This window comes from Limosilactobacillus reuteri, from assembly GCF_002254085.1.
Lineage (GTDB): Bacteria > Bacillota > Bacilli > Lactobacillales > Lactobacillaceae > Limosilactobacillus > Limosilactobacillus reuteri_K.
Genome location: NZ_NGPY01000044.1, coordinates 83,400 through 107,013, shown reverse-complemented (window position 1 = coordinate 107,013; position 23,614 = coordinate 83,400). Strand labels below are relative to the sequence as shown.

General features: G+C 32.6%; 27 protein-coding genes. 24 read left to right on the top strand and 3 right to left on the bottom strand.

Annotated elements, in window-relative coordinates; genetic code table 11:
* The first annotated feature begins 69 nt into the window (after positions 1 to 69).
* From CBG10_RS08065 to CBG10_RS08010, 12 genes are all read left to right on the top strand, one after another.
* Positions 70 to 378: a hypothetical protein gene (locus CBG10_RS08065; protein WP_094512253.1), complete on the top strand. Its 309-nt coding sequence runs from the start codon at positions 70 to 72 to the stop codon at positions 376 to 378.
* A 1-nt stretch (position 379) separates the two neighbouring features.
* The gene (locus CBG10_RS08060; protein WP_094512251.1) at positions 380 to 835 is read left to right on the top strand and encodes a hypothetical protein; all 456 of its coding nucleotides are present in this window, start codon (positions 380 to 382) and stop codon (positions 833 to 835) included.
* A gap of 26 nt (positions 836 to 861) precedes the next feature.
* Entirely contained in the window at positions 862 to 1,299 is a 438-nt protein-coding gene (locus CBG10_RS08055) for a hypothetical protein (RefSeq protein ID WP_094512250.1), read from the top strand.
* Between the two features lie 62 nt (positions 1,300 to 1,361).
* Positions 1,362 to 1,940, top strand: a complete 579-nt coding sequence (locus tag CBG10_RS08050) for a hypothetical protein (protein WP_094512249.1) — start codon at positions 1,362 to 1,364, stop codon at positions 1,938 to 1,940.
* Positions 1,930 to 2,316, top strand: coding sequence for a hypothetical protein (locus CBG10_RS08045; RefSeq protein WP_094512248.1), 387 nt, complete (start codon positions 1,930 to 1,932; stop codon positions 2,314 to 2,316). The genes CBG10_RS08050 and CBG10_RS08045 overlap by 11 nt, the downstream gene beginning before the upstream one ends.
* A 5-nt stretch (positions 2,317 to 2,321) precedes the next feature.
* Complete coding sequence (locus tag CBG10_RS08040; RefSeq protein WP_094512246.1) at positions 2,322 to 2,666, top strand: HEPN domain-containing protein; 345 nt, start codon at positions 2,322 to 2,324, stop codon at positions 2,664 to 2,666.
* A 184-nt stretch (positions 2,667 to 2,850) separates the two neighbouring features.
* Positions 2,851 to 4,872 carry a MobP2 family relaxase gene (gene mobP2 / locus CBG10_RS08035; RefSeq protein ID WP_094512245.1) on the top strand — a complete coding sequence of 674 codons (2,022 nt, stop codon included), beginning with the start codon at positions 2,851 to 2,853 and terminating at the stop codon, positions 4,870 to 4,872.
* A gap of 103 nt (positions 4,873 to 4,975) precedes the next feature.
* Positions 4,976 to 5,158, top strand: coding sequence for a hypothetical protein (locus CBG10_RS08030; RefSeq protein WP_094512243.1), 183 nt, complete (start codon positions 4,976 to 4,978; stop codon positions 5,156 to 5,158).
* Between the two features lie 60 nt (positions 5,159 to 5,218).
* On the top strand, positions 5,219 to 5,662 hold the full coding sequence (locus tag CBG10_RS08025) for a hypothetical protein (protein ID WP_094512242.1): 444 nt from the start codon (positions 5,219 to 5,221) through the stop codon (positions 5,660 to 5,662).
* A complete protein-coding gene (locus tag CBG10_RS08020) occupies positions 5,640 to 6,032 on the top strand; it encodes a hypothetical protein (protein WP_094512241.1) in 393 nt (130 codons plus the stop codon). Before CBG10_RS08025 ends, CBG10_RS08020 begins: the two co-directional genes overlap by 23 nt.
* A gap of 114 nt (positions 6,033 to 6,146) precedes the next feature.
* Entirely contained in the window at positions 6,147 to 6,437 is a 291-nt protein-coding gene (locus CBG10_RS08015) for a type II toxin-antitoxin system Phd/YefM family antitoxin (RefSeq protein WP_094512240.1), read from the top strand.
* A 60-nt stretch (positions 6,438 to 6,497) separates the two neighbouring features.
* On the top strand, positions 6,498 to 6,689 hold the full coding sequence (locus CBG10_RS08010) for a Txe/YoeB family addiction module toxin (protein ID WP_405076825.1): 192 nt from the start codon (positions 6,498 to 6,500) through the stop codon (positions 6,687 to 6,689).
* 183 nt (positions 6,690 to 6,872) lie between these two features.
* Here the strand turns inward: CBG10_RS08010 and CBG10_RS08005 are convergent, their stop codons facing one another.
* Together CBG10_RS08005 and CBG10_RS08000 are read right to left on the bottom strand one after the other, a co-directional pair.
* Positions 6,873 to 7,211, bottom strand: coding sequence for a type II toxin-antitoxin system PemK/MazF family toxin (locus tag CBG10_RS08005; RefSeq protein ID WP_094512238.1), 339 nt, complete (start codon positions 7,209 to 7,211; stop codon positions 6,873 to 6,875).
* A 65-nt stretch (positions 7,212 to 7,276) separates the two neighbouring features.
* On the bottom strand, positions 7,277 to 7,549 hold the full coding sequence (locus CBG10_RS08000; protein WP_094512237.1) for an AbrB/MazE/SpoVT family DNA-binding domain-containing protein: 273 nt from the start codon (positions 7,547 to 7,549) through the stop codon (positions 7,277 to 7,279).
* Between the two features lie 269 nt (positions 7,550 to 7,818).
* On the opposite strand from CBG10_RS08000, the gene CBG10_RS07995 reads away from it, so the two are divergent.
* From CBG10_RS07995 to CBG10_RS07940, 12 genes are all read left to right on the top strand, one after another.
* Entirely contained in the window at positions 7,819 to 8,901 is a 1,083-nt protein-coding gene (locus tag CBG10_RS07995; protein WP_094512236.1) for a hypothetical protein, read from the top strand.
* A gap of 73 nt (positions 8,902 to 8,974) precedes the next feature.
* On the top strand, positions 8,975 to 11,293 hold the full coding sequence (locus CBG10_RS07990) for a hypothetical protein (RefSeq protein ID WP_094512235.1): 2,319 nt from the start codon (positions 8,975 to 8,977) through the stop codon (positions 11,291 to 11,293).
* A gap of 37 nt (positions 11,294 to 11,330) precedes the next feature.
* Positions 11,331 to 11,504, top strand: coding sequence for a hypothetical protein (locus tag CBG10_RS11250; RefSeq protein WP_172401351.1), 174 nt, complete (start codon positions 11,331 to 11,333; stop codon positions 11,502 to 11,504).
* 150 nt (positions 11,505 to 11,654) lie between these two features.
* The gene (locus tag CBG10_RS07985) at positions 11,655 to 12,092 is read left to right on the top strand and encodes a helix-turn-helix domain-containing protein (RefSeq protein ID WP_063164509.1); all 438 of its coding nucleotides are present in this window, start codon (positions 11,655 to 11,657) and stop codon (positions 12,090 to 12,092) included.
* A gap of 84 nt (positions 12,093 to 12,176) precedes the next feature.
* Positions 12,177 to 15,041 carry an SEC10/PgrA surface exclusion domain-containing protein gene (locus CBG10_RS11545; RefSeq protein WP_094512297.1) on the top strand — a complete coding sequence of 955 codons (2,865 nt, stop codon included), beginning with the start codon at positions 12,177 to 12,179 and terminating at the stop codon, positions 15,039 to 15,041.
* Positions 15,042 to 15,124: 83 nt separating this feature from the next.
* Positions 15,125 to 15,799 carry a hypothetical protein gene (locus CBG10_RS07975; RefSeq protein WP_094512233.1) on the top strand — a complete coding sequence of 225 codons (675 nt, stop codon included), beginning with the start codon at positions 15,125 to 15,127 and terminating at the stop codon, positions 15,797 to 15,799.
* Positions 15,800 to 16,183: 384 nt separating this feature from the next.
* A complete protein-coding gene (locus CBG10_RS07965; protein ID WP_094512232.1) occupies positions 16,184 to 16,618 on the top strand; it encodes a hypothetical protein in 435 nt (144 codons plus the stop codon).
* The gene (locus CBG10_RS07960) at positions 16,615 to 17,028 is read left to right on the top strand and encodes a hypothetical protein (protein WP_094512230.1); all 414 of its coding nucleotides are present in this window, start codon (positions 16,615 to 16,617) and stop codon (positions 17,026 to 17,028) included. Before CBG10_RS07965 ends, CBG10_RS07960 begins: the two co-directional genes overlap by 4 nt.
* A gap of 320 nt (positions 17,029 to 17,348) precedes the next feature.
* The gene (locus CBG10_RS07955) at positions 17,349 to 19,424 is read left to right on the top strand and encodes an HsdM family class I SAM-dependent methyltransferase (RefSeq protein ID WP_094512229.1); all 2,076 of its coding nucleotides are present in this window, start codon (positions 17,349 to 17,351) and stop codon (positions 19,422 to 19,424) included.
* A complete protein-coding gene (locus CBG10_RS07950) occupies positions 19,417 to 20,538 on the top strand; it encodes a restriction endonuclease subunit S (RefSeq protein ID WP_179231252.1) in 1,122 nt (373 codons plus the stop codon). The genes CBG10_RS07955 and CBG10_RS07950 overlap by 8 nt, the downstream gene beginning before the upstream one ends.
* Before the next feature lie 64 nt (positions 20,539 to 20,602).
* On the top strand, positions 20,603 to 21,520 hold the full coding sequence (locus CBG10_RS07945; RefSeq protein ID WP_094512226.1) for a tyrosine-type recombinase/integrase: 918 nt from the start codon (positions 20,603 to 20,605) through the stop codon (positions 21,518 to 21,520).
* 335 nt (positions 21,521 to 21,855) lie between these two features.
* The gene (locus CBG10_RS07940) at positions 21,856 to 22,632 is read left to right on the top strand and encodes a hypothetical protein (RefSeq protein WP_094512225.1); all 777 of its coding nucleotides are present in this window, start codon (positions 21,856 to 21,858) and stop codon (positions 22,630 to 22,632) included.
* Positions 22,633 to 22,974: 342 nt separating this feature from the next.
* Here CBG10_RS07940 and CBG10_RS07935 read toward each other — a convergent pair whose 3' ends face one another.
* Positions 22,975 to 23,511, bottom strand: a complete 537-nt coding sequence (locus CBG10_RS07935; RefSeq protein ID WP_094512223.1) for a hypothetical protein — start codon at positions 23,509 to 23,511, stop codon at positions 22,975 to 22,977.
* Between the last annotated feature and the right edge of the window lie 103 nt (positions 23,512 to 23,614).

Genomic DNA, 23,614 nt, shown 5'->3' with positions numbered 1-23,614 from the left:
GAAAGAGTACTTGGCATAATCTTTTATTTCGTTGTTGACTAAATTAAAAACGGAAGGAATTAATTGAAAATGCAAAATAAAATGATGACGCAACATTTTGAACTAACGAAAGACTTAAGTAATTTAGTTTTGAAAGAAACTAAGAAATATAACATGACCAAAGCAGAATTTTATCGCATGGTGGTCGATGATTATTTCAAAAATAAAACTGTTGCGAATTTAACTCCAGAATATATAGATACGTTGAAGCAATTAATTGAAATTCTAAACGTAATTGGTGAACGACAAAAACGTATTGAACGATCAGTTAATTACTGTGAAGATCACTTACGGATCTTTTTTGATGAATACGATGGTGATGGTGAGGAGGAAAACTAACATGACAAGAACTACTTTAAGAATGACAAAATCCACCGAAAGTAAAATTAATTATTTTGAAGCTAAACTTGAAAATAATCCTGCCTTAATTAAAAATATTCCATCCTCGAATAATGGCCTGATTAATATGCTATTAAATGATTATCTTACTTTAATAATTGCTGCTTGGAATAAAAGTCCTCGAAAAAGGTACGAAACTATTTATCAAGAATTTTTATCGACGCATGACACAAAACTAAATAATTTAATTAAGCATGAACAAAAACAGATGAATCGAATTAATGAAATTCTATATTTGTTAATGGCAACTAATCAAGCAATCGTCCGAGTTGATAAAGATGACTGGAAAAACATGCAATCAATGTTTGAATTTGGAACAAGAGAAAATGAAATTTATGCCAAGTTATCACAGATGGTAGAAACAGATAACAAAAAATTATTTCAAAAGAGTAAATAAGTTAATCCTATTTCGGGGGTAATAGAATGACTAAAATGGTGAATATAAAAAACAATAAGGATTTCTACGACAAGTTACATGAGCTAGAGGATTTGGATCCAGATTGGTTTATCCATGTTGGCCAAGAGAGTCGTTTAAATACTTATATTGATGATGGGGATTTAAATACTGCAGTAAAAGATGTCATTAAAGAACGAAATTTATTAAAAGAAGTTCGGGATAAGTTGCAAACAGATCCGCAACTGTGGAGAAGTGCAGCTAAAAAAGATGCAATTAGATTATTGGTAACTTACTATAAAAGATTTGATTTAAGTAATAAAGAAATTTCGCAAATATTAAATATCCCCGAAAGTACAATTCGTCACGACTATCAGCCACTGAAACCAGGAGAAAAAATACATCCTAAGTTTGAAGTTGAACTTCGTGATCGTTTCGGAAAACATTTAAGTCCAAGTGAAATTTAGTTGAAGAACTTGTCAAAATGTTTCATAATTGAATTAGAAATAATTAGAATGTGAGATTTAATATGAATTATATTGAACGGGCTGAGAAGCTAATACTTTTAATTACGTTTAAAAAGCATGATCAACAGATAACAATACCGCAAGAGTTTTTCCAAGAAGAAAGTGATGATATCAAATTATCTATTGATGATCATCGGATTTTGATTACTGGTAATATAAAATTGCGTGGTTTACTCCAGCAATATAAAAAAATTCTTCGTTATATTCTAGATAATAATGAAAAAATAACCTTTTTTACGTATGGTCTTGGCATCCAAGGCGTTTTAGAAAATACGTCAGAAATAAATAATCCGGTAAATATTGGAAGTGTATTAAATGTTTTTCCAGCAATAACAGATAAATTTTCAGATAATGAGACAACGTCAATTGGTAATTTTGATATATCTTTCACGTCAGAATTAAATGGGGACGAATTAGTGGTATCGATTAGATCAGAAAGAAATAAAATTTCGCTTTTTTCAGCTATATCGCATGATACTAAGAAAGGAAAAGATAGTAACGACATGAATGAGCTTTATAAAAAAGCGTTAAACTCGTTTAAAAATCTAGTTAACCAGGAGGAAGTTGATTATGATTGCTAATACAGTTAACACGATTAAAAATCACGATCACGAAATGGTTTCTGTTTTTTATGTACAATCAAATCAAACCAGGAAAAATTATTTTCAAGATATTGTTACTGAAACTTTCTATGATATAAAATTTATATATAATAATGCAAATTCGTCGTTAATGGATGCAAGTAATTTTAAGTTGCTTGCAAAAAATATGAGCGAGTATTTTAGCCCTGGCTTAATTGTGAATGTAGAATTTGGGAAACCAGTTACCTATTTAGAGTTAAAAAACTCTAGAATATCTGAAGAGAAACTTTTTGACGAATTTTGGAATTTTCGTGAGAATGTTTGGTTTGATTTGCCAAAAGACTTAACTAAAAATCGTCATTTAGCTATGGGATAGTATTTATGTTTGATTGGAAAGAATATTTAAATGTTGCGAAAGAACTTGCTAAAAATTCAGATGAATGTAGTCAAAGAATTGCTATTAGTCGTGCCTATTATGCAGCATTTAATTATACGAAACATAGAAGAATATATGGGACAGAATTCCGTGGCCCTAATTCACATGATGATATGTGGAGAGAAGCCTTCAGAGATGAGTCAGAAGAAAGATATTTTCAAAATGCCATGACACTAAAAGATTTCCGAGTGGATGCGGATTATCATGCTAGTAGTCATAAAATTGCAAAAGAGTGTGAAAAAAGTATAAAACTTGCGGAAGAAATAATAGATTACGTCGACAAAGCCTGATGATATGAAGGACTAATGAAACAGGATAAGCGGATTGCGATTTAATGTATAAACTAATTAAATTTATTTTGCTAATATATTTGTTGAAGTCAGCCTAACAGCTGGCTTTTTTCTTTGGCAAAGGTTGCTTATTTAGAAAAAATCATTGTAATTAAGTCGTAATTATTTGATTAGGAGTTAACAAATGATAAAAAATAATCAAGCACCAGATATTATTTATACCCAACAATTCAGAATTGCTAATGGAGAAAGGTATCTCCAATATACCGAACGTAAAGAAGCAATTAATCCTAGTCCAGAAGATATTGAAATTAGCAATAAAAATTTTCAACAGGATCCAGATTTACCAGAAAACTTTGAAGGTTATCTTGGATATACTGATCGTAAAGCTGCCACAAAAATGGAAGATGACCTGGATAAAAAATTAAAAGGGGATTACCCTACTTTTTCGCAAGGTGTCTATGAATTATCTGAAGAACAGCATCAACAATTAATAAATAATTTAAAAGAGGCTCAAACTAATAAAGCGATGTTATGGGCCGGCGTTATATCTTTTAGTCCAGAATTTTTAACCAAAGCAGGGCTATATGATCCGAAAACGAAAAAGGTAAATCAAAAATTAATTAAGAAAGCAATTCAAAATGCGATGCCAAACTTTCTTGCGAACGAAGGATTAGATAATCAAGAAACTTTCTGGTGGGGTGATATTCATTTGAATACAGATCATGTTCATGTCCACTTGGCAATTAGTCAACGCCGTAATACACGCCCATTAAAAAATGGAGTTCCTAAGGGAATGTTTAAGAATAAATCGATTCGTTTATTTAAATCTCAAATCCATCATGAATTAGAAAATAAAAAAAGTCGTTCAAGGATGATTGAAATTGAGAAAGCGCTTGATGCTACCAAGAAAAAATTAACTAACGGATTAACAAACGATGTAACTATTCAACAAAAAAATTACTTACAGCAAATTGCTAATGCTTTACCGGATTATAAAGATAAAAGAAAATGGCGCTCTTCAAATCATAGTGTTGATTTTAAAGAGGCTAAGCAACTAACAGATCAATTAGTTAATAGTTTATTGCAAACAAGCTTAAATAATGAGTATTCAGAATATATAAATCTCTTAAAAGCCCAAGATGCAATTAATCGTAAAAAATATGGTCAAAAAATTAAAGATACGGTTAATCCAGCAGATAAAAAATTAAGAGAGTATCTTGCTAATCGAGTTTATGATTTACTAAGGGATAACGAGGAACAATATCAGAAGAATAATAGAAATAAAAAAGGAGACTTAATGGCACAAATTAAGTCACAAGGTCTCACTGAGAATAAGAAATTATTAAATTTAGAAAAGGAAAGATTGAAGAAGCTTGATCCAAAGTCAAAAGAAGCCAAAAGATTGAGAATGCAAATTGGATTAAGAAAGTACTACATTCGACAGATTAATTTAGATGCACAAAAAGAAAGTTTAGATATGCGAATTACTCAATTGAAAGGCGTACCATCAACAGACTTAAATCAATTTTTCCTCAATTCTTTGAATGAACAAAAAGAATTAATTCAATTAAGAAAGTTGCCTCGTTATCGTTTAACTCAAAACCCAAAATTAATGCAACGGTTTAATGAGTTAAAAGACCGTTATATGGATGTAAATAAAGTCCCGATTAATTTGGTAACTACAAAATCAGTTTTAGCTAGGAAGAAACAGTTGGCTACGGAAATTGCAATGATTCAAAGCAATACAGATGATCCATCAATTTCTTTAGTAATTCCTAATCCTAATAGCGATTATCGAATAATGAACGCAACTGCCTATTACAAGAACTTAGAAGATATTTTAGATGCAAAATTACAAATTCATAAAAATAATCAAGCATATCAAAATGATTTAGCTAGACGCAATGAACTTAACCGGCCACTTTTCGCTGACCTTAAGAAAAAATATGAGTTTGCTCAAGATAGCGAATTAATTGATTCTGATATGAAACGTCAATTGACTTATATTAATAATAATCAAAAGAAATACCAGCAAAATTCAAAGCATCAAGGAATGTTTAACAGTAATTTAAGTCGGCTTTTGGGTCAAATTAATCAAGATGGTCGGAAACGAGTTCTTGCGTTAAGAAAACATCTAAATGATGAAGATGATATTGAAAGAGAGGACCGTGAATTAGAACGAGAGGAAATTTATGAACGATAGATAAGTTAGTGCCAAATATTAATTATTGCTGGCGAAATTTGTTCCTATAAAAAATATCAGTTTACTAAATAAATAGATTAATCTTTAGGGAGACTGATAAATTATGGACAATGAATATGATATTGGGTTAATTACTAACTTAACCAGTAACGTTGCAACGGGCGTTATTATAGGTACTAATGAACCATTTGAGATAAAAATGCGAGAAGAGGTTAAACAATCATTAAGCCGCTACATGGTTGTGGCGATTAACTTGGATCATACTGACTTTATTTATCAACAATAATGTTGTGATTCGACTTTTGCATAACTTGAATATAGATTATAATTATGAAGGTGATATTAAATGAAAAAGTACCAAAAAAGATTAAAAAATAACTTGAGATTTTTAGGAAACGTTCCAGTTAAAATTTTTAATAGTTATTTAGATGACTACTACCATAAAGAAAAAGATTTAACTCCAATAAAACTAAAGTTTGAGTCTAAAAAAAGAAATATAGATTTAATACAAAAAATATATTTATGGATTGGAACCACACTAACAGTAGGTGTTGTTGCAAGTGGTATTCTTTCTCTTAGAAAGTTTGCTACATCTCAGCATAGTAAAGATCTTCCAAGTATGATTGGAACTTGGCTGATTATTCTTGTTGCTTATCTAATTTTGTTAGCAATAATTGAAATTATTATCCAGTCTGAAAAAAATATAATTTATAATCACTTAACATTGATTAATAAAAAAATAAAGAGTATGAAGGAAGATAAAAGTCATGAAAAGTTGGTGGGAAAATAATAGCTTAAAAGTAATTCTTTTTGTTATATATGAAGTGCTTTCTGGGTGGTATTTGATAAATTTAAACAATTTAAATAAGGCATTGAAAGGTAGAACCTATTTTGATATTGCAATAAATAGTTCAGCTCCTTTATACCTTTTAGGAAGTATAGTATTACTGGGTGTGGGGCTACTATACCTTTTCTTTTTATATCGTAATTTGTGGCAGGCAGCTACTAAAGATTACTTACTTTTGACAGTAGTTATACTCGCTATACTTACGATAATAAATATGATTTTTATTATTTATATGATTCAAAATCCTATTTTAAGGGCACTCTTATCCGTGTATATAATTGGTGGAGCAGCAATATATGTATTTAATAATTAATTGAAAGTCAGTTCAATGGTGACTGGCTTTTTTATTACATCAATTCAAATATTTGTACATATGTGTGTACAAATATTAAAGGGGCTGATCTAATATAAATAGAGGTGATACACTATGGTACAAGCAGTTACAACAAAAGATTTCAGAAGATCATTTAAAAAATATGCTGATGACGTAGCAAATTATAATGAAGCAATCATTGTTGCCCGTCCAGAACAAAAGAATGTTGTTGTAATATCTGAAAAAGAATATAACTCTTGGCAAGAAACTAACTACCTTTTAAAGAGCAAAGCAAATCAAGAAGCTTTAGCACATTCTATTAATCAGCTAGATGATTCTACTAAACATCATTTCTTAACTCCGGAAGAATTTGAGAGGATGGCAGCAGCTAATGACCAAGCTTAACATTGATTTTACAAAAGATGCTTGGAAAGAATATTTAAATTGGAAAAAGGATGATAAAAAATGGTAAAACGGATAGATGAAATTATTAGTGATACTATTCGTCATCCATTTACTGGTCTTGGTAAACCTGAACCATTGCAACATAATTTATCTGGCTTCTGGTCTCGCAAGCTTAATAGTGAACATCGAATGGTATATGGAGTAACGAGTAAAGAAATACAAATAATTCAACTTAAGTACCATTCATTATGATAAATAGATACACAAGTTTGCGGCTGAGAAAAACTAAAATTTTTCTCAGCCTCAGTAACACATTGGTCAACAATGGTAAGTAAACATCTGTTTTCTTTACGAGCATAAAAAAAGACTATATACTTAAGTTGTTATACGAGTACATAGTCTATTCTGTCCATCACTTAATAGCTGATGGATTTTTTAGTATGTAGCAGAATTCTTTTTTAAAAGATCTGCTAAAAAGTCCTCTGGAACTTCGTCAACAGGTTTGAAAGATCGAAAACTTAAATCAAGGGACCGCTCATGCTCCAATTCAACAACGCCATGAATGTTATCAAGCCTTGGTAGTTTTATATGCAACGGGAAATACTTTTCGTTAGATGTGATTGGCATAATCTTTACCATACCACCACATAGCTGATTAAAATCGTTGTTTGATACTACTAAAGCGGGACGATATCCACTTTGTTCATGTCCTTCAGTTGGGTCAAGACTAATTTTGATGATTTGCCCTTGCTTTAAGTCTTTATAGGATTCCATTTAATGAAATCTCCTTTCTAAGAAATATTTTATTGCCTTCGCCGAAAACGTGCTGGCTCCAGCAATTAAAACATTTCTTTGCCTTGTGGCTTGCCCCAATCAATTTCTTTATTCTTAGGCTCATTTTTGAAATATGCTTCGGTATCAAAACCATCGAACATTTTTCTTAATGGGCTTTCATTCTTTTCAGGCTTTAATATAATTTTATTGTCTTTTAGTTGATACGATACTTTATCATTGTTACTTAACTTTAGAACATCTAATACACTTTTTGGTATTCGTATAGATAAACTATTACCCCACTTTGATAAAGTGAGTACTCCTTTTGTGCTGTTCATGGCAAATCCCTCCAAAATACTCCAATAATAAACATACTAGGATTGAGTAGCTTGTTTGCTACAACTATATTATACACCATTTTAGTTAAATGTCGATACAAAGTTGATACAAGGACGTTGGATTAGCAGAATCAACTTGTCCAAATTTGAACGAAGTGAATAGATGAAAAATAAAGTCAGCTTAATGAGCTGGCTTTTTCTTTTGGCGTAAGATTGATTTTTCGTTATCTCAGTTACTTTGAATGCAAAAAGTAACAGAGGTGGAAGAAATGACCGAATATGAAAGTCAAAATGGAATGGTAACTGATGAGGCAATAAAAAAATATTTGCAAGATAACGAGTATCAGTTAACTAAGGACCCTCAAGAAATGCCAGAAATTAAGCTAAATCAGCGTAAAACAGTACTTAATATGTATGAACTTGGTGAAGTCCTAGCAAGAACAGAGCAGCAAGAGGGCGACTATAAGGGTACGTACGTTGCTTTTGATAAAGAAAATGGCACTTACTTTGGTCTAGATAATCGTGATGGTAAATTAAAAGAACCAATTGAATATCATAGCTATGAGGAAGCTAAACGTGCAATTGATAACGGTGAAAGTTTAAAAGCTTCTCTTGAATTAACACAAGAGGTTGGAGAGCGGAATACTTTGACTGCTAAAGCTAACCATTTGTTGAACGTAACATTAAATGATCCTGAGAGTTTTGAACGAACGGTGAATCGAATGGGAATACTCAGAGCGCACGGTAATAAATTCAATCAAAATGGCAATCAATTGTTGCTGGCTGACCATCGATTTGGGACTGTCTATGCGCCCGCGAGCGAGTACCAAAAGGATAATTCATTAAGTAAGATTAATTTTCAAGAATTACATGGAACTAAGATCTTTGTACCAAAAATCAAGAAGGGAATTATAGAGTTAAATCCGGCTACAGTTTATGCTGTCGAAGAAATTGGTAAAAAACATCCTGAATTGCTGGAAAATGCTTTAACGATTGCTCAGAGAAATAATTCTTTCTTAAAACAACCAGTTACGGATCGTATAAGACAGATAAATAAGGTGCTAGTATTAACAAATCAACGGCTAGATAATCCTAAGGCTGCTTTATCGCTCCATATTGCCAGATATTTGACCACTTCTTCTACTGGCTTGAAAGAAGAATTTAAGCTTAGAAATGATGAAAAAGAATTATTTAAGCAACTACCAGTTAATGATAGGCAAAAAATCTTTAATGAAGCACAAAAATTAAGTCGTGAGTTGAATTTAAGAGTAAAAAGAGAATTCATTAAAGAAAAAGAGCATCATAAAGGCAAAAAACTGAACAGGCCTACAACTAAGTCACGTGAACGATAGTTGGCAAAAGATAAAATTAAGCAAGCCCGCTTATATGATGGAATTACACACAACATATAAGGGGGGCTTTTTAATGTCTGAAGATGAAATTAAACATCCTTTGGCAACCCTAATGAAGCAAAAGTATGGGGTTACTAGACAAAGCAGTTTAAGGCTGAATTCAGATGATTCACTATTTGTTGCTTTTCGAAAAATTGCGAATTATATTTATAAAAATGGAGAATGGAATGATCAAGATTATGCAGATGCCATTAAATCCTACTTGGAAAATACTGGCAGAGGTAATACTGACAAAAGAGAAATTGCAAGCATAGTAAAAGATCCTGGTGGCCAACAAGTACTAAGAACAAATCGAAATACATATACAATCAATTATGAAGATAAAAATAGTAAAAAACTTTATTTCATTCTTGATCAAGATGATAAATCTTGGAGCCATCAGGGGGATAATTATTATAAAGTCTATGACCCCAATGTTACTTGGGTAATTGGAAATCAAAATTATACATTAGGGTATGGTAAGCTCCTTAACGATTTAATGCAGGAATGGCAGAGTACTAAGCAAGGAGTTCCGCTTGATGAGTTTAAAGCTCAACTTTATCGATTAACGTCTCATAGATATGCTAAAAAGAGTTGGCAAACTCAGTTTCAAGAGACACCTTTAGGTAATTTGAGCTATCAAGAATTTATGACCATGACAGAACCGATTGTCGAAAATGAGGAAGATTTATCAGGAAAAGGTCCTGAAGAATTAAAAAGAATCTCTAGACGTTTTAAAGCATCTGCTTTACAGAATAACGAGCAGCTTGCGAAACAGTATTTAGGACGTAGGGTTCGTTTAAGGGGCTGGCAAACAGCTTATGAAACAAATCAAATTAATCGTTTTATCAAAAATTACCTTGAAAAGACTTATAACATTGTGCGGCAGCAACGCTACGAAAGAGATTTGGATAAACAAACTCATGCTAAATCTTGGGAAACTAAAAAGAATATTGATAAAGCCACTCAACAAATTATGGATAGAAGCAGTCTTCATCAATATTTTAGTAAGATTGAATTGGATAACGATGTTGATTTGAAAGCATTTGGTTATTTTGAAGATGAAGTAAAGCGCTTAATGAGCCATATGCCATTAGCAAATGACAAAAATATTTTACGCTTACGTAAACTGGGGAATCATCGAGCGCTTGGTATGTATGTGCTCTCATTAGATACAATCGTTTTAGAATTTAGGAAGCAAAGCGAAGTACGTAAAGACTCAAGCGGTGATACGGTTGGAATTAGCTCATTTATTCATGAGTATGGTCATTATCTTGATTATCGTTTAAGTAAATGGCCTTTATCATTAGAAAATAATTTCAAACCACTGATTACGCAATATACAAAAAATTTAGCAAGTTCCAATCTGTCTGATAGTAAAGTTGAATACTTAACTACGCCAACAGAAGTATTTGCACGAGGCTTTGAATTATGGTCCTATGAAAGTGCTAAGCTACGTGGAAATTTAATTGGTCAAGAAAAAGAATATAACGCTAAAACGGGAGCTATCGAATATCAAGCCTTTGATAGTGGTTTAAGAGAACGATTATTTAATTATTTTGATCAAATTCCACAGCTAAAGGAAATTAAGCCAGAACTAGCAATTGATACGTCACAATTTGAAAAAGTAAAGCCGTTAGAAACAAAAGAAGATTTAAGTGATGCGCATGTGCTTAAAGATTTATCGGTTAAGGCTCTGCAGCGATGGACGGATAATCCAGAGAAGTTAGAACAATTGATTAGTGTTACGGGGACTTCAATGCAAATGAATAATCCTAATCGCTTATTAGCATTAGATCAATTGCAGTTGGAGAAATTGCCTACAATGGTACCGGCACAAGAACTTAAACAGTTGAAGATGACGCCGGATCAAGGAATTCATAAGGTACGTGGGTTTGTGCAAAAATCAAATAAACATTGGGTATCATCGGAAATGTATAGTTTGCCTGATTTATTAGAGCAAGCAAAGGGTGACTTAGAATTAACAAAGCAATTAAAAGCATTAGACAAACCGCAAAAACAGTATAATCAAGAAAAAGTTACAAAACTTTTAGATCAAACTAGCCTGAAATTTAAGAATAGTGATAATACAATTACTAAAGCATTTAAGCGCGCTGAAAGATATATCTTGCTTGATTCATTAAGCGGACAGGTTAATCGACAGCCATTTCGCTTTACTAATGAGGAGCGCGAATTATTAAATAAAGCTGTTCCCGAGTTATTAAAAGTTATGTATTTACGAGTAACTGAAGCTGCCAGTAAAGAGGAAAAGAATTTGCGGACGAAACTTCAACCAACAATATCTAAGAATATTAGTTTGCCGCTTAACAGATCCAAGACAATTAAACATTAAATGAGTATAATTAAGAAAAAAGAGTAGAGGAAGTTATATGATGAGTGATGAATTAGCTGAAGTAGAGTACTTTCGTTATGGGGTAGCGCAAGTAAATTTAATTCCTAGTGGTCGGAAAGTTAAAGTGATTATTCCAGATGAGAAAGCTAACAATATTGAAGTTGGCGGAATTTATAGCATTAGTGATGATTATCAAATACTAGATTGCTAAGTAAAGAGGATTGTTCGACGCGATTTGTTAGAAGACGACAGTAATAGGCTGTCGTTTTTTTTTTGTTTTACGTTTTTCGCTATTATTATTTACAACTATGTAAATCGTGATAAAATATATTTAGTATCAAGGATGAGAGGTGAAGTTAACTTGAATAATTTTCAAAAGGCGATTTTTTTATTACAGAATATTGATAAGATTAAGCAACTTAATGGTAAGGGAATGACCCTTACTGAGTTCTCTAAAATAACTGATGTTTCGCGGCCAACGCTGTATAAATACATTCAACATCCAGAAACAATGAGTAGTTCGTTTGTAAATAAAGCGGCCATGCTCTACGACAAGGTTGTTAAATTTCAAGATATTCTTGATACAGTTCAGCGTGAAGATAAACAATTTAAGACTACCAGGCAGGAATTGATTAAGCTTTTAGAGTCTAATGTAGCTAATATTGAAGTTACAGATTATACAAAAGCAATCGCGACAGTAATTATTAGTGACTTAAAAGAAGAAAATTCAAGTCTGCTAAAAGCGTTAAGTAAGCAATTACCATTTAAACCAAATTTAAATGATAATTTGTCAAAATAGTATTTACAAATTCGTAAATGGTGTTAAAATAAAATCGTAAATAATTTAATACAATGACTTTAAGAAGTTGGGGGATTATAGACTATGAATAGTAAAAAGAAAATTGTTACATTAGCAGGAGTTAGTTTGGTTGCTACTGCAGGAGTGGTTGCTTCAACAAATGAGGTAAAAGCTGATACAACTTCTGATAATGCTCAGGCTGCAGCAACGTCACAAACAGCTGACCAACAAGCACAAGCTAAGGTTGATCAAGCACAAAGTAATGTTAATTCAGCCAGCCAAGCCACTAGCGCAGCCCAATCACAACTAGATAGTGCTAATGCGACTAACAGTGCAGCACAAGCTGATGTTAACAGTCAACAAGCGATTGTTAATGATGCTCAAGCTAAAGTTGATGCTGCTACAAGTTCAGTAAGCACTGCGCAAGATGCTGAAACAAAGGCACAACAGAACGCGGATCAAGCTACGTCAGCTAATATTCAAAAGGCACAAGATGCTATTGCTAATCAAGAAGCTCAAATCAGTAAAGACACCGATGCTATTAATGACGCTAACAAAGCCGTTAGCGATGCACAAAGCACAGTTGATGCAGCGCAAAAGAAAGTTAATGATGCAACTACTGTTCGTGACAATCAACAAAAAAATGTTGATGCTGCTAACGATGCAGTTAAGAATGCTCAAGCTATTCTTGATAACAGTGATCAGGCTAAAAAGCAAGCCCAAGATGCTTTGAATCAGGCTAACCAAAAAGTTGCTGATGCAACTACTGATGTTAATAACAAGCAAACTGATGTTAACAATGCAGCAGAAGCTAAGAAAAACGCAGACGAGGCATTGAAGAACGCCAATGATACACAAACTTCTGCACAAAAGGATAAGGATGCTAAGCAAGCAGTTGCTGATGAGACAAGTGCAGCATTAGCTAATGCAAATGCTGCAGTAAAGGACGCTCAAGCTAAGGTTGATACAATAAATGACAAGTTAGCAAGCTTCAATACTATTACTTTGCCTGCTGGATACAAAGATGACTTAATTGCATACTATAACTATTTTGGTAATAGTAACTATAATCAAGATGAAGCGAATAATTTAGCGCAAGATCTTCTTAAATATCGTGATCAGGCAATGAGCCAGAATAAATTTAAGGATAATTTAAGTGATGATCGAGTGGTAGATATTGACAATCTTAATTCAACAGATCGAGCAGAGCTTAGCCAATTTGTTGCTTCACTTATTAATCAAGTTCGGACACAAATGGGTACAAATCTTGTGATCTCATCTCCTGCAGCAGATGATTATGCAGAACAGGTATCACAAAATTATAATAAAGATAATTGGAATTCTGCAGATAACGGAAAGCATGATCAAAGTGCTCTCAATAATGCAACTGATCAACTTAATATAAGCTGGAACGGTGAAAATATGGGACTGGATCAGTCAATTTTTACAACAGACTATACCGTATTGACTGATGGAACCAAATTACCAACTGGAAATAAACAAACAATTAATGATCTCAAGCATTTGATTTATGATGATTTTATTTCAATGATGTTTGATGATGCAGATTCAGCTTGGGGTCACGCTACTAATTTTGCTGGAATTGATAACTTTGCAGCTGAAAAGCAAGCTGTTGGTTTTTCTTTAGATAAGTTCTACAATACACACTATGATTTAGTTGAAGCAAATCAAAAAGTTGAAGAAAATAGTTATACATTGCCTTCAATTAATGCACTAACACAAAAATTAGCTGATGCCAAAGACGATTTATCAATCAAGCAAACTGATCAAGCATCAAAGCAAAAGGCTAATGATGATGCTCAAAATGCTTTATCTTCGGCTAATCAAGTACTCGTAGCAGCTCAAAATGATGTTAAAGATAAGACAGCTACTGCTCAAAATGCTAATGACAACTTAACTGCAGCTCAAAAGGCTTTAGCTGCTCTGCAAAATCAATTAAGCACTGATCAAGCTAACCAAAAGCAGGCTCAAACTACTTTTGATTCGTTTGACGCTGACCTTGCAACAAAGCAAGCAAACCTTCAAAAGGCTACTGATAGTCTTAAAGCTGAACAAGGACGTTTAGCAATTGCTCAAGCTGATTTAGATAATGCTAATAAGGCTTTAAGTGATGCTAATAACAATTTAGCTCAAAAGAAACAAGTAGTTGAAAATGATAAGGAAGCCCTTAAAGTTGATAATGATAAACTAGTTCAACTACAGAATAACCTTAGTGACTTACAAAACGCTCCTAAGTTATTAACAGCTGCTAAGGAACAAGTTGCTACTGCTCAAAAGGATTTAGCTGATGCACAAGAAGCTTACAATGTAGCTAATGATAAATTAACTAGCCTTAAGCAGACTGTTGCTGGCACTGCAACAAATGTTTCTAAGGCACAACAAGCTCTTGCAGAAGCAAAGAATAATGAAGCGGCTGCTAAAGAAGCATTAAATCAAGCACAACAAGCATTAACTAAGTTACAACAAAAGGAAGCTCTCGCTAAGCAAGTTGCCGAAGAACAAGCTAAATTAGCTGCTGAAAAGGAAGCAAAAGATAATGGCTACCATATCGAAAATAACCAAGTTGTTGACGCTAAGGGTAATAGTGTCACTGGCTGGACAGTTAAAGGTAACCAAATTGTTAGTCCAACTAATGCTACTGTAGATCCTGCTGTTTCTGTAACAACCAATGTCAGTGTTGATAGTAAAGGTCAAGTACAACCACAAACTAGTGTTACTGCTAATAGTGTTAGGACTGTAGTTGCAACCGAATCAGCAAATCCAGTATCAACTGCTACTGAGCAAACTCTTGAACAATACAAGCAACAATTGAAGGGCAATAATCAATTACCACAAACTGGTAACGATAACAATGCTATTCTTTCACTTACTGGAGTAGCACTTGCGGCAATGTTGAGTTTGTTCGGTATTAAGAAACGTGAATACTAATTTAGAAAATGTAAGTATTATTATGTAAAAAGGTTCGACCAAATTGGCTGAACCTTTTTGTCTAAAATTTAAGGAGAAGTTTTATGGATATGACCCCTGAAGAATTTGAGAATGTTGTAAAAAGACTTCATAAAGAAGCTCAAGAAAGAAATTTAACCTACGTGTTTCCTAAAGGTCGAATCTTTAATGTAGAGGAAGCATTTGATGATGATTATTCGTATGCAAAGATTAATATCAAAAATGGGAAAAGAAATATTGTTTTCATTGGATTGAATCCAGCTAGAAATGGATCACCTTTAGCGGTATATAAGCAAAGAGCTAAAGCTAAAGAACCTTTGGAAAAAATCGTTGCTAACGGTTCTGCATGGAATCGTGCATTAAATCATAGTGAAAGGTTGGAAGATTTTAACGAGTTAGGATCGATATATTTTCTTGATATATGTGCAACTGGAACCTTACAAGCAAGTGATTTAAAGCGAGTTCAAGCTGAAAGTTATATGAAGAGTATAGAGTTTATTTCAAAATATATATCTAAGTATCTTAGTAATTCAAAGATAGTATTATGTCCAGGTGGAAAAGCAAATAGTAAGAAGATTCGTAAAGCTCTCTATGAAAAAATTATAAAAGAAAATAAAGATCGAATATATATTTATGGTTTATTACTAAGAGGAGCGCCCAGACATATTATTGGGAGCAAGGGTACTGATTTAAGCCTCATAAAGGATGATCAAATTAGTAAAGTTTCAGGAATAAAATAGATTTAGAGAGTGGATATTCAAATAGAATTTTTAATTAAGTGCAATAATTCAATGAATATTCTATAGGTTATTTTTCTTGAACTAAGGTTAATGCTGTATAATAATTTTAGAAAATTTAGTTTAACTTAGTTGCTCTTTTTGAAGGAGGAGGTTATGATGAACCGTTTTTTTAAGATTATTCCAGATAAGAAAACTTTATATTTATTCATAAGTATTGCACAAACTATACTTTTAGCACTTTTTATTATTATTTTTGGTGATTTTGGTAGTTTAGTACAAAATTTATTTATGGGACCCTTAATCAGTATTCTTTCTGTACTATTCGTAGTATTAATTTATATTGGCTTCAATTATTTTCATAAGCGACGGGAACATTAGTTACTGATGGTGAAATTTAGTAAAAGTAAAGAATTAAAGCACATAAAGAAATATGAGTGCTACAGTATAGACGATCTATATTTAATAAAAGTAAGTTTAGAAAACAAAGTAGAAAGAGCAAAAATAGTAATTAGTGTTGTCAGTGGAATTATTATTGCTCTTTTCTTTTCTGATTTTGGAGATAAAATTAGAAGTCATGGCTTGCAGGTATTAAAAAACTTAATTCAGAAAAAATACTATAGAATAGCAGAAAATGTTTATTTAGTGTTTGCTATTGCTTTGGGGATTGCAATCTTTTTTCTTTATTTATGGTATATATATTTACTAATTTCTAATCAAAGTGAATTGAATTATGTAAAGTATGTAGTGCAAAGAGAAAATGATAAGGAAAGCAAAACAAGTGTAAGTAAAAAACAGCAGGCAAGGAGAAGAAGGTTATGAAAAATAAGTATTTAGCTTATTGGATAGTGGAAATAATAAATTTTATTGCAACTGTAATATACCTAATACTTCTAGCTATATTTAACAGAGAACTAGATTCCCGTATAATAACTAAAAACTTATTTTACAAATCTTTTGAAATTTTAGCTTATGGTGGAGGAGAAGCTTTTAACTTCCTGATCTGGGCATTTATATTCGTTTTTATTCAAGTGATTATAGTTGCAATTATGGTTTCACAATTGAAGCGTAATATATCAGAAGATTCTGATGCACTAATGATTTTAGTTATTTCAGTGATAATTAACTTGATATTATTAATAATGATTATGGTTGAAATTACAAATCCCATATTAATTGCTTTTATGGTATGTATGATTGTTGGAGCAGGAATAGGTGTGGGAATGTCCTAGACAATACTGATAATCTTGATAAAAAAGCTGTGTTTCTTGTTAAGAGGGAAACACAGCTTTTTTTAGGAACTAAGAGAAAAAGATACGAATTGACCAAGATGTAATTATCTTTTAGTATAGTATTGTTACTTTTTCGTAATAGATATAAGAAACAGTTATATTAAGTATTAAGAGGAGTGTAGTATAAGATTATGATTAATAATGTTGAAATTATAAATAAATTGATGGGGGGGGGTAAAAGTACCCTCCTAATCGACTATTTAGGGGAACTTCCATTTTTTAGTAGTAAAGTTGTCGCCTTACGAAAGGCGGTCTAAATAATGGTTAGATCAGTTGAAGAAAAAGTTGAAGAATATTACAAAAGATATTTAGACCGACTCGGTATTCGACATTTTGGTAAAAATGAAAAAATTAATGAAGATATTAATCGTGCATTACAGTTATCTAAATCAAAGTCAGGTGGTTCTGGAATGAATTATCCTGATATTCAATTATTGTTGGATAATAACCATTCACGTTGGATTCCAGTAATGATTGAAGCTAAGGGTGGACGAAAAAAACTAGAAAAGTTGGATAAAGAGGGTAACATTACTCAAGTAACACCTTTTTTAACTGATTCAAAGCCTAATGCTCGTAATCCTCATAAGAAGGGTGATCCAAATTATTCAGCTATTACTACATATGCTACTAATGGTGCCATGCATTATGGTCAAGCAATTCTAAATAATTCGAACTATAATGAGGTAATAATAATTGGTGTAAATGGAACTGTTCTAAATGATAAGGGAGTAATTTCTGATCCTGAGCAGAAGGCATATTATTTATCCGTTAAAAATAATGGTGTCCCCAAGCACATTAAAGAATTAGATAACTCTCTTGCTCTTTTACAGCAAGAAAATGTACCGAAACTATATTCTTTATTAGATAATCTAAATTTAACAGCAGATGAACGAGAAGAAATTCAAGCCAAAACCGAAGATGAGCTTGAAGCTAAAATTAAAGCGATTCATCAACGCCTATACGACGATAGTTCGATTAAAACATCGTTATCGACAAATGATAAACTTTACGTTTTTGCGGGTTTAATAATGGCTGGTTTAAGCACCAAGGGTGTGAAAAACTTACAACCAAGTGATTTAAGCTCTAACGATAGTAAGACATGGAATGATGGTTCTATAGTGTTAAATCATATTGATGCTTTTTTAAATGCTCGTAATGCTGCCGCCGATAAGATTAGTTTAATAAAAAGATTATTAAAAAACGTTTTTAATGATCAGACTATGTGGAAACCTAATAATGGAGAAAGCTTGATTAAGAGTTTATATACTCAAATCAACGATGATATTATTCCTTTGCTAGAAAGTAATTTACATTTAGATTTTACAGGAAAGATTTTAAATTCTCTTAGTGACTGGGTATCAATTGAAAACGATAGAGCTAATGATGTCGTTTTAACACCTAGTTATATTACCCATTTTATGGCTCATTTAGCTAGGACTGATAAAGATTCCTTTGTATGGGATTTGGCAATGGGAAGTGGGGGATTCCTTGTCTCGGCAATGGATATAATGATTAAGGATGCCCAAAAAAAGATTCAGGATCAAAAGGAACTAGAACAAAAGATTAAGAATATTAAGGAAAATCAGTTATTAGGTATTGAAATACTGCCTAATATTTATATTTTAGCTGTTCTTAACATGATTCTTATGGGAGATGGATCTACCCATATGTATAAGAACGATTCCCATGAAATCTATAAAAATTTTCATTTTCCTGCTAATGTTTTTTTACTAAATCCGCCTTATTCTGCTGAAGGCAAAGGATTTATTTTTGTACAAGAAGCATTATCGCAAATGACTGAAGGCTATGCAGCAATCTTAATTCAAGAAAATGCGGGATCAGGTAAAGGATTGCCGTTTACAAAAAAGATACTTCAAAATAATACGCTTTTAGCTAGTATTCATATGCCAAGCAATATTTTCGGTGGAAAAGCGAGTGTTCAAGCAGCTATTTATGTTTTTAAAGTAAATCAACCTCATGATCCAGATAATCTGGTTACATTTGTTAATATGGAAGAAGACGGCTATACTCGACAAAACCGTAAGAAATCAAGTCAAGCAGTAAATTTAAGGGACACTGACCATGCTAAAGAACGTTATGCAGAAGTAGAAGCAATTATCTTAAATAAGCAACCTAAAACTAACTATTATAGTGAATCTAATGGAAAAATTATTCGTAAAGCCATTAGCTTAAATGGTGATGATTGGACATTCAATCAACACCATAAAGTGGATATAACGCCAACTGAAGATGATTTTAAAGAAACTGTTGCAGATTATTTGAGTTGGGAGATTACTACTATTATTAAAGGAAAGGGTAATGCTCGTAATGCATAAAACTGTTAAATTAGATGATATTTTCAATGTTACTAGTACCAAATCAATTGATGCAGGTAGTTTGCAATTTTTTGAGACAGGAATTAATTTTATAGGAAGAACAAATACTAATAATGGAATTCAAGGGAAAATAAAATTACAATCATTCCCACCGAATGATCCTAATACGATTACTGTTACTGTGATTGGTAATTATAAGTATGTTAAATTTCAATCGGAGCCATATTATTGTTCACAGAATATTAATAAACTAACTCTCAAACCTAAGTTTAATAAACCTCTTAACTATAATATAGCAGCTTATTTTATGACATATGTTCGAAAATTTGTTGAATTATATAATGGTCAACAAAGCGGCTATAAATTATCAGAATTAGCTTCAATAAAAATAACTGTTCCAGTTAATAAACAAAATAAAATTGATTTTGATTTTATAGAGAGCAAAATGGAAAACTATAAACAATACGAAATGAAGGCTCTTGATCATTATTTAAGCGATTTTGAATTAAAAAACAGTAAATTTAATAATAGAAAAGTAAAATATAAATCTTTTAAATTAGGACATTCCTATATTAAACGAGGCCGTGAAATATTGGTTGATGATGATGGTTTGTTTGATATTATTCCGACAAAAAAGAAGATAAATGCTAATATAGTTAGTTTTAATGGAAAATATCCATATGTAGCACGTGGTGACAGTAATAATGGCATTAGGGGCTTAATAGATTATAGTGAAGAGTTCCTTAATTCCGCTAATACAATATCTTTCGGTCAAGATACAGCAACAATGTATTATCAACCTAATCCATATTTTACTGGTGATAAAATTCAAATATTTAAGCTTAATGAAAAATACGGTAAGCTAGATGAGAAACTTGCTTTATACCTTATTTCAACTATAAAAAAGGTTTTAAGTTATTATACATGGGGGCAACAATCATTTTCTTTAGAAAATATATCAAAGATTAAAGTTAAGTTACCAGTGAATAGTAGCGAAGATCTTGATATTGAATATATGAAAGACCATATTACTAGTATAGAAAAGCAAATAGTTAAATCTGTAGTTAAATACGAGAAAAGAATAACGGCAAATACAAAAGAGATTGCTAAATAAAATCTGTATTCCTTGTTAAGATGAGGAACACAGATTTTTTTAGTTTAAAGGGGAATTTATAATAATGGATAAATTATTTACGGATTATTATTTAGAATGGATTCATATGTATAAAGAAGGATCAGTACGGCAAGTAACATTAGATAAGTACTACTTAACTCATCGAGAATTACAAAAAAGGTGGCCACTCATGAAAGTTAAAAGCATTAATCATTATAATTATCAGAAGTTAATTAATGAATATGCTGAAACTCATGAATACCTAACCGTTAAGGGATTTCATCATCATTGTAAAGCAGCAATCATGGATGCAATTGAAGATGGACTACTTGTGAAAGATCCAACTAGACACTTAACAATCAAAGGAAAACGTCCAAAAACAAAGAAAATTAAATATTTAAGTTTGTTAGACTTGAAGCGTTTAGTTAACCAGTTGGACTTAAAGGCTGATTTAAATATAGATTGGCTAATCTTATTGATAGCCAAGACAGGGATACGATATGCAGAAGCATTAGGAATTACAGTTAAAGACTTTGATTTTGAAAATCATCAGTTGCAAATTAATAAAACATGGGACTACAAATCAAAAAATGGCAAGTTTCAAGAAACTAAAAATAATTCTTCAGTAAGAACCATCAGTGTAGACCCGATTACATCAGAACAGTTTCAAATGCTAACTAAAGATTTAAATCCTGACAAACCCATTTTTCTACAAACAGGTAAGCGAATATATATTTCTACTATTAATAATCACCTCACCAAATATTGTAGAAAAGCCGGAGTTGATGTTATTTCTGTGCATGGGTTAAGGCATACTCATGCCTCGTTATTAATCTATGATGGGGTTTCAATTCCTAGTGTTGCGAAAAGATTAGGTCATTCAAACACAATCACTACGCAGCAAACTTATTTACACATAGTAAAGGAACTGGAAGCGCGGGATAATCAAAAAATATTGGAAAATATGATTCGATTGTCTTAAACTTTGTCCAAATTTGGACGAACCAAAAGGGAAAAAGCCTTACCATTTTGAATTTAACTTAGTAATTATTCGGTTTAAATTAGGAAAGATTACCTAAAACTGTAAAATATTGGCTTCTTACTCAGAAACGAAATAATGACGCGTATCAAGAAAGCAAGGCTGACTGGGATAAACATTATCAGGAACAACTTGGTCATCCACTATCAGCTACAGTTACTGATAAGGTATACACATATGGCGGAGTTTCCTATACAAATAGCACAACGGACGTTACTATCAGTAGTAATCAAACCGTATTAAGTAAAGACCAACTAGATGCTGAAATTCAAAAGGATATGGCTGCCTGGGCTCACGGGTCATCCAATTATTGGTTAATTTGGGACCCATCAGGTACTGTAGAGATTACATGGCATAACGCTGCTCAAGATGAAAATGGTAGGAAATTAAACATTGTATGGACCTTGAGCGATATTGCTTCTTTAGGAAAGAATGTTGACAACTGGATGCGTGGGCCATATATTACAATCTTTAATAACCCTATGGATGAAATTGCATGGGGGAACATTGCGGGCCTACGAGTTACTGAAAATCTTGTCTATGCTGATACGGGAATTAAATATGATAAGCCGTATTATCGGAGTGCTGGTTCACTAGACGCACAACCAGGAGCTGAACGATATGAGTTTTCTTCCCCAATTTCTGGCGTTTTAGGATCCTTTATCAGTAGTGATTCTTATATTAACCCGACTGTACAGTCTGTATCGGGACCGGCAGCTCAAGTAGCCTCTGTAATGTTTGCTCAATCACCTAATCATAAAGCTTTTGTTGGTAGTGATTATGATCAAGCAGCATTAACAAAATTTGGAATTACTTATCTTGTTAATAATGGTTCAACAATCGCTTATGGTACATCAGGAACGCCTGGATCTAGTAATGGTGCTGATGGTGGCAATGTCGTATCGCCATACGCAACACATATTATGGGAAATACAGGATTAGCAATGCAGGCTATCTATCCTCCTGAAAAGAAAACTACCGAGATACACTATCACTACAATACATCCGCTATTAACTTAAATTTTTCGAACCATATAGATGATTTGATATTTTAAAACAAAAAAAGAGCGCCTATTAAGCGCCCCAACCGGTTCGGTTTAAGTAATCAACTGAAACCATTTTGCACACCGGCATACTAATTCTCATATATGTATTATAACATAAATAAATTGTGATACAATGATTAAGCGCACCGAAGACTTAATCAACCTTTACTAAGCGCAAGTTTGGAGGTGACTCCCTTGCATTGGTGTGTACTGATTCTCATTGTGCCTAGTAAGCACATTAAACATCTAATTAAATGGCTGCTCAAGTAGTAACCTTAGCGCTGACTTCGGTTGGCGCTTTTTTTATTTTGCGGTATGGAGAAAGAAACTATTCTCGTCTATTGTTCGGGATTATAAGCGGATGACGGATGTATTGTAGTGATAGTTGGCTGAAGTGGTATTTAGTTTGGGTAACGTAACAGTAGCCACCGGTGTAGTTTCACCCCATTCGGCCCACGCTGGGTCTCCATACCTTGGATAATCATGCTGAATGCTTGTTCCAGAACGATCATAAATTGTGATTAAGCTCCAAGTTCCGTCTGGATTCTGTATAGCATCATAACTGCCATGATAATCCTTAATAGCCTTTACTTCTTCCTGCGTCTTATTATTGTGTGCGTAGAAGGCAAGTGATCCTGGGAAATATTTCTCCTTTAACGAGTTTCCGTCTACACCAGTGGCATCTCCTTGTTTCCCAAAAGGCCATCTTGTTGGATCTTTAACTGGTACAGGATCAATTGCACGTTTAATGACATAAGTGTCCCAGAAACCGCCACCTGTTTTAGGTGCTAATCCTGATGGAATCGTTAAGTGAACGTTAGTTACGACAACTTTCTTACGCTGTAAGTCGTAGTGCCATGTAATATCATAAGTTGGATGAGCATTCATGTATCCACCATTATCCCAATTAACTTGCCCTGTAACGTGTTGATCTTTTGCTAAATCATTTAATTGAGATTGGTATTTAGCATAGTTTTGTTTCTGAGTAACT

What these genes read in the sequence shown, in the direction of transcription:
- CBG10_RS08065 (WP_094512253.1), top strand. Translation starts at nt 70, where the DNA reads ATGCAAAATAAAATGATGACGCAACATTTTGAACTAACGAAAGACTTA.
- CBG10_RS08060 (WP_094512251.1), top strand. Translation starts at nt 380, where the DNA reads ATGACAAGAACTACTTTAAGAATGACAAAATCCACCGAAAGTAAAATT.
- CBG10_RS08055 (WP_094512250.1), top strand. Translation starts at nt 862, where the DNA reads ATGACTAAAATGGTGAATATAAAAAACAATAAGGATTTCTACGACAAG.
- CBG10_RS08050 (WP_094512249.1), top strand. Translation starts at nt 1,362, where the DNA reads ATGAATTATATTGAACGGGCTGAGAAGCTAATACTTTTAATTACGTTT.
- CBG10_RS08045 (WP_094512248.1), top strand. Translation starts at nt 1,930, where the DNA reads ATGATTGCTAATACAGTTAACACGATTAAAAATCACGATCACGAAATG.
- CBG10_RS08040 (WP_094512246.1), top strand. Translation starts at nt 2,322, where the DNA reads ATGTTTGATTGGAAAGAATATTTAAATGTTGCGAAAGAACTTGCTAAA.
- mobP2 (WP_094512245.1), top strand. Translation starts at nt 2,851, where the DNA reads ATGATAAAAAATAATCAAGCACCAGATATTATTTATACCCAACAATTC.
- CBG10_RS08030 (WP_094512243.1), top strand. Translation starts at nt 4,976, where the DNA reads ATGGACAATGAATATGATATTGGGTTAATTACTAACTTAACCAGTAAC.
- CBG10_RS08025 (WP_094512242.1), top strand. Translation starts at nt 5,219, where the DNA reads ATGAAAAAGTACCAAAAAAGATTAAAAAATAACTTGAGATTTTTAGGA.
- CBG10_RS08020 (WP_094512241.1), top strand. Translation starts at nt 5,640, where the DNA reads ATGAAAAGTTGGTGGGAAAATAATAGCTTAAAAGTAATTCTTTTTGTT.
- CBG10_RS08015 (WP_094512240.1), top strand. Translation starts at nt 6,147, where the DNA reads ATGGTACAAGCAGTTACAACAAAAGATTTCAGAAGATCATTTAAAAAA.
- CBG10_RS08010 (WP_405076825.1), top strand. Translation starts at nt 6,498, where the DNA reads ATGGTAAAACGGATAGATGAAATTATTAGTGATACTATTCGTCATCCA.
- CBG10_RS08005 (WP_094512238.1), bottom strand. Translation starts at nt 7,211, where the DNA reads ATGGAATCCTATAAAGACTTAAAGCAAGGGCAAATCATCAAAATTAGT.
- CBG10_RS08000 (WP_094512237.1), bottom strand. Translation starts at nt 7,549, where the DNA reads ATGAACAGCACAAAAGGAGTACTCACTTTATCAAAGTGGGGTAATAGT.
- CBG10_RS07995 (WP_094512236.1), top strand. Translation starts at nt 7,819, where the DNA reads ATGACCGAATATGAAAGTCAAAATGGAATGGTAACTGATGAGGCAATA.
- CBG10_RS07990 (WP_094512235.1), top strand. Translation starts at nt 8,975, where the DNA reads ATGTCTGAAGATGAAATTAAACATCCTTTGGCAACCCTAATGAAGCAA.
- CBG10_RS11250 (WP_172401351.1), top strand. Translation starts at nt 11,331, where the DNA reads ATGATGAGTGATGAATTAGCTGAAGTAGAGTACTTTCGTTATGGGGTA.
- CBG10_RS11545 (WP_094512297.1), top strand. Translation starts at nt 12,177, where the DNA reads ATGAATAGTAAAAAGAAAATTGTTACATTAGCAGGAGTTAGTTTGGTT.
- CBG10_RS07975 (WP_094512233.1), top strand. Translation starts at nt 15,125, where the DNA reads ATGGATATGACCCCTGAAGAATTTGAGAATGTTGTAAAAAGACTTCAT.
- CBG10_RS07965 (WP_094512232.1), top strand. Translation starts at nt 16,184, where the DNA reads ATGGTGAAATTTAGTAAAAGTAAAGAATTAAAGCACATAAAGAAATAT.
- CBG10_RS07960 (WP_094512230.1), top strand. Translation starts at nt 16,615, where the DNA reads ATGAAAAATAAGTATTTAGCTTATTGGATAGTGGAAATAATAAATTTT.
- CBG10_RS07955 (WP_094512229.1), top strand. Translation starts at nt 17,349, where the DNA reads ATGGTTAGATCAGTTGAAGAAAAAGTTGAAGAATATTACAAAAGATAT.
- CBG10_RS07950 (WP_179231252.1), top strand. Translation starts at nt 19,417, where the DNA reads ATGCATAAAACTGTTAAATTAGATGATATTTTCAATGTTACTAGTACC.
- CBG10_RS07945 (WP_094512226.1), top strand. Translation starts at nt 20,603, where the DNA reads ATGGATAAATTATTTACGGATTATTATTTAGAATGGATTCATATGTAT.
- CBG10_RS07940 (WP_094512225.1), top strand. Translation starts at nt 21,856, where the DNA reads ATGGCTGCCTGGGCTCACGGGTCATCCAATTATTGGTTAATTTGGGAC.
- CBG10_RS07935 (WP_094512223.1), bottom strand. Translation starts at nt 23,511, where the DNA reads ATGAATGCTCATCCAACTTATGATATTACATGGCACTACGACTTACAG.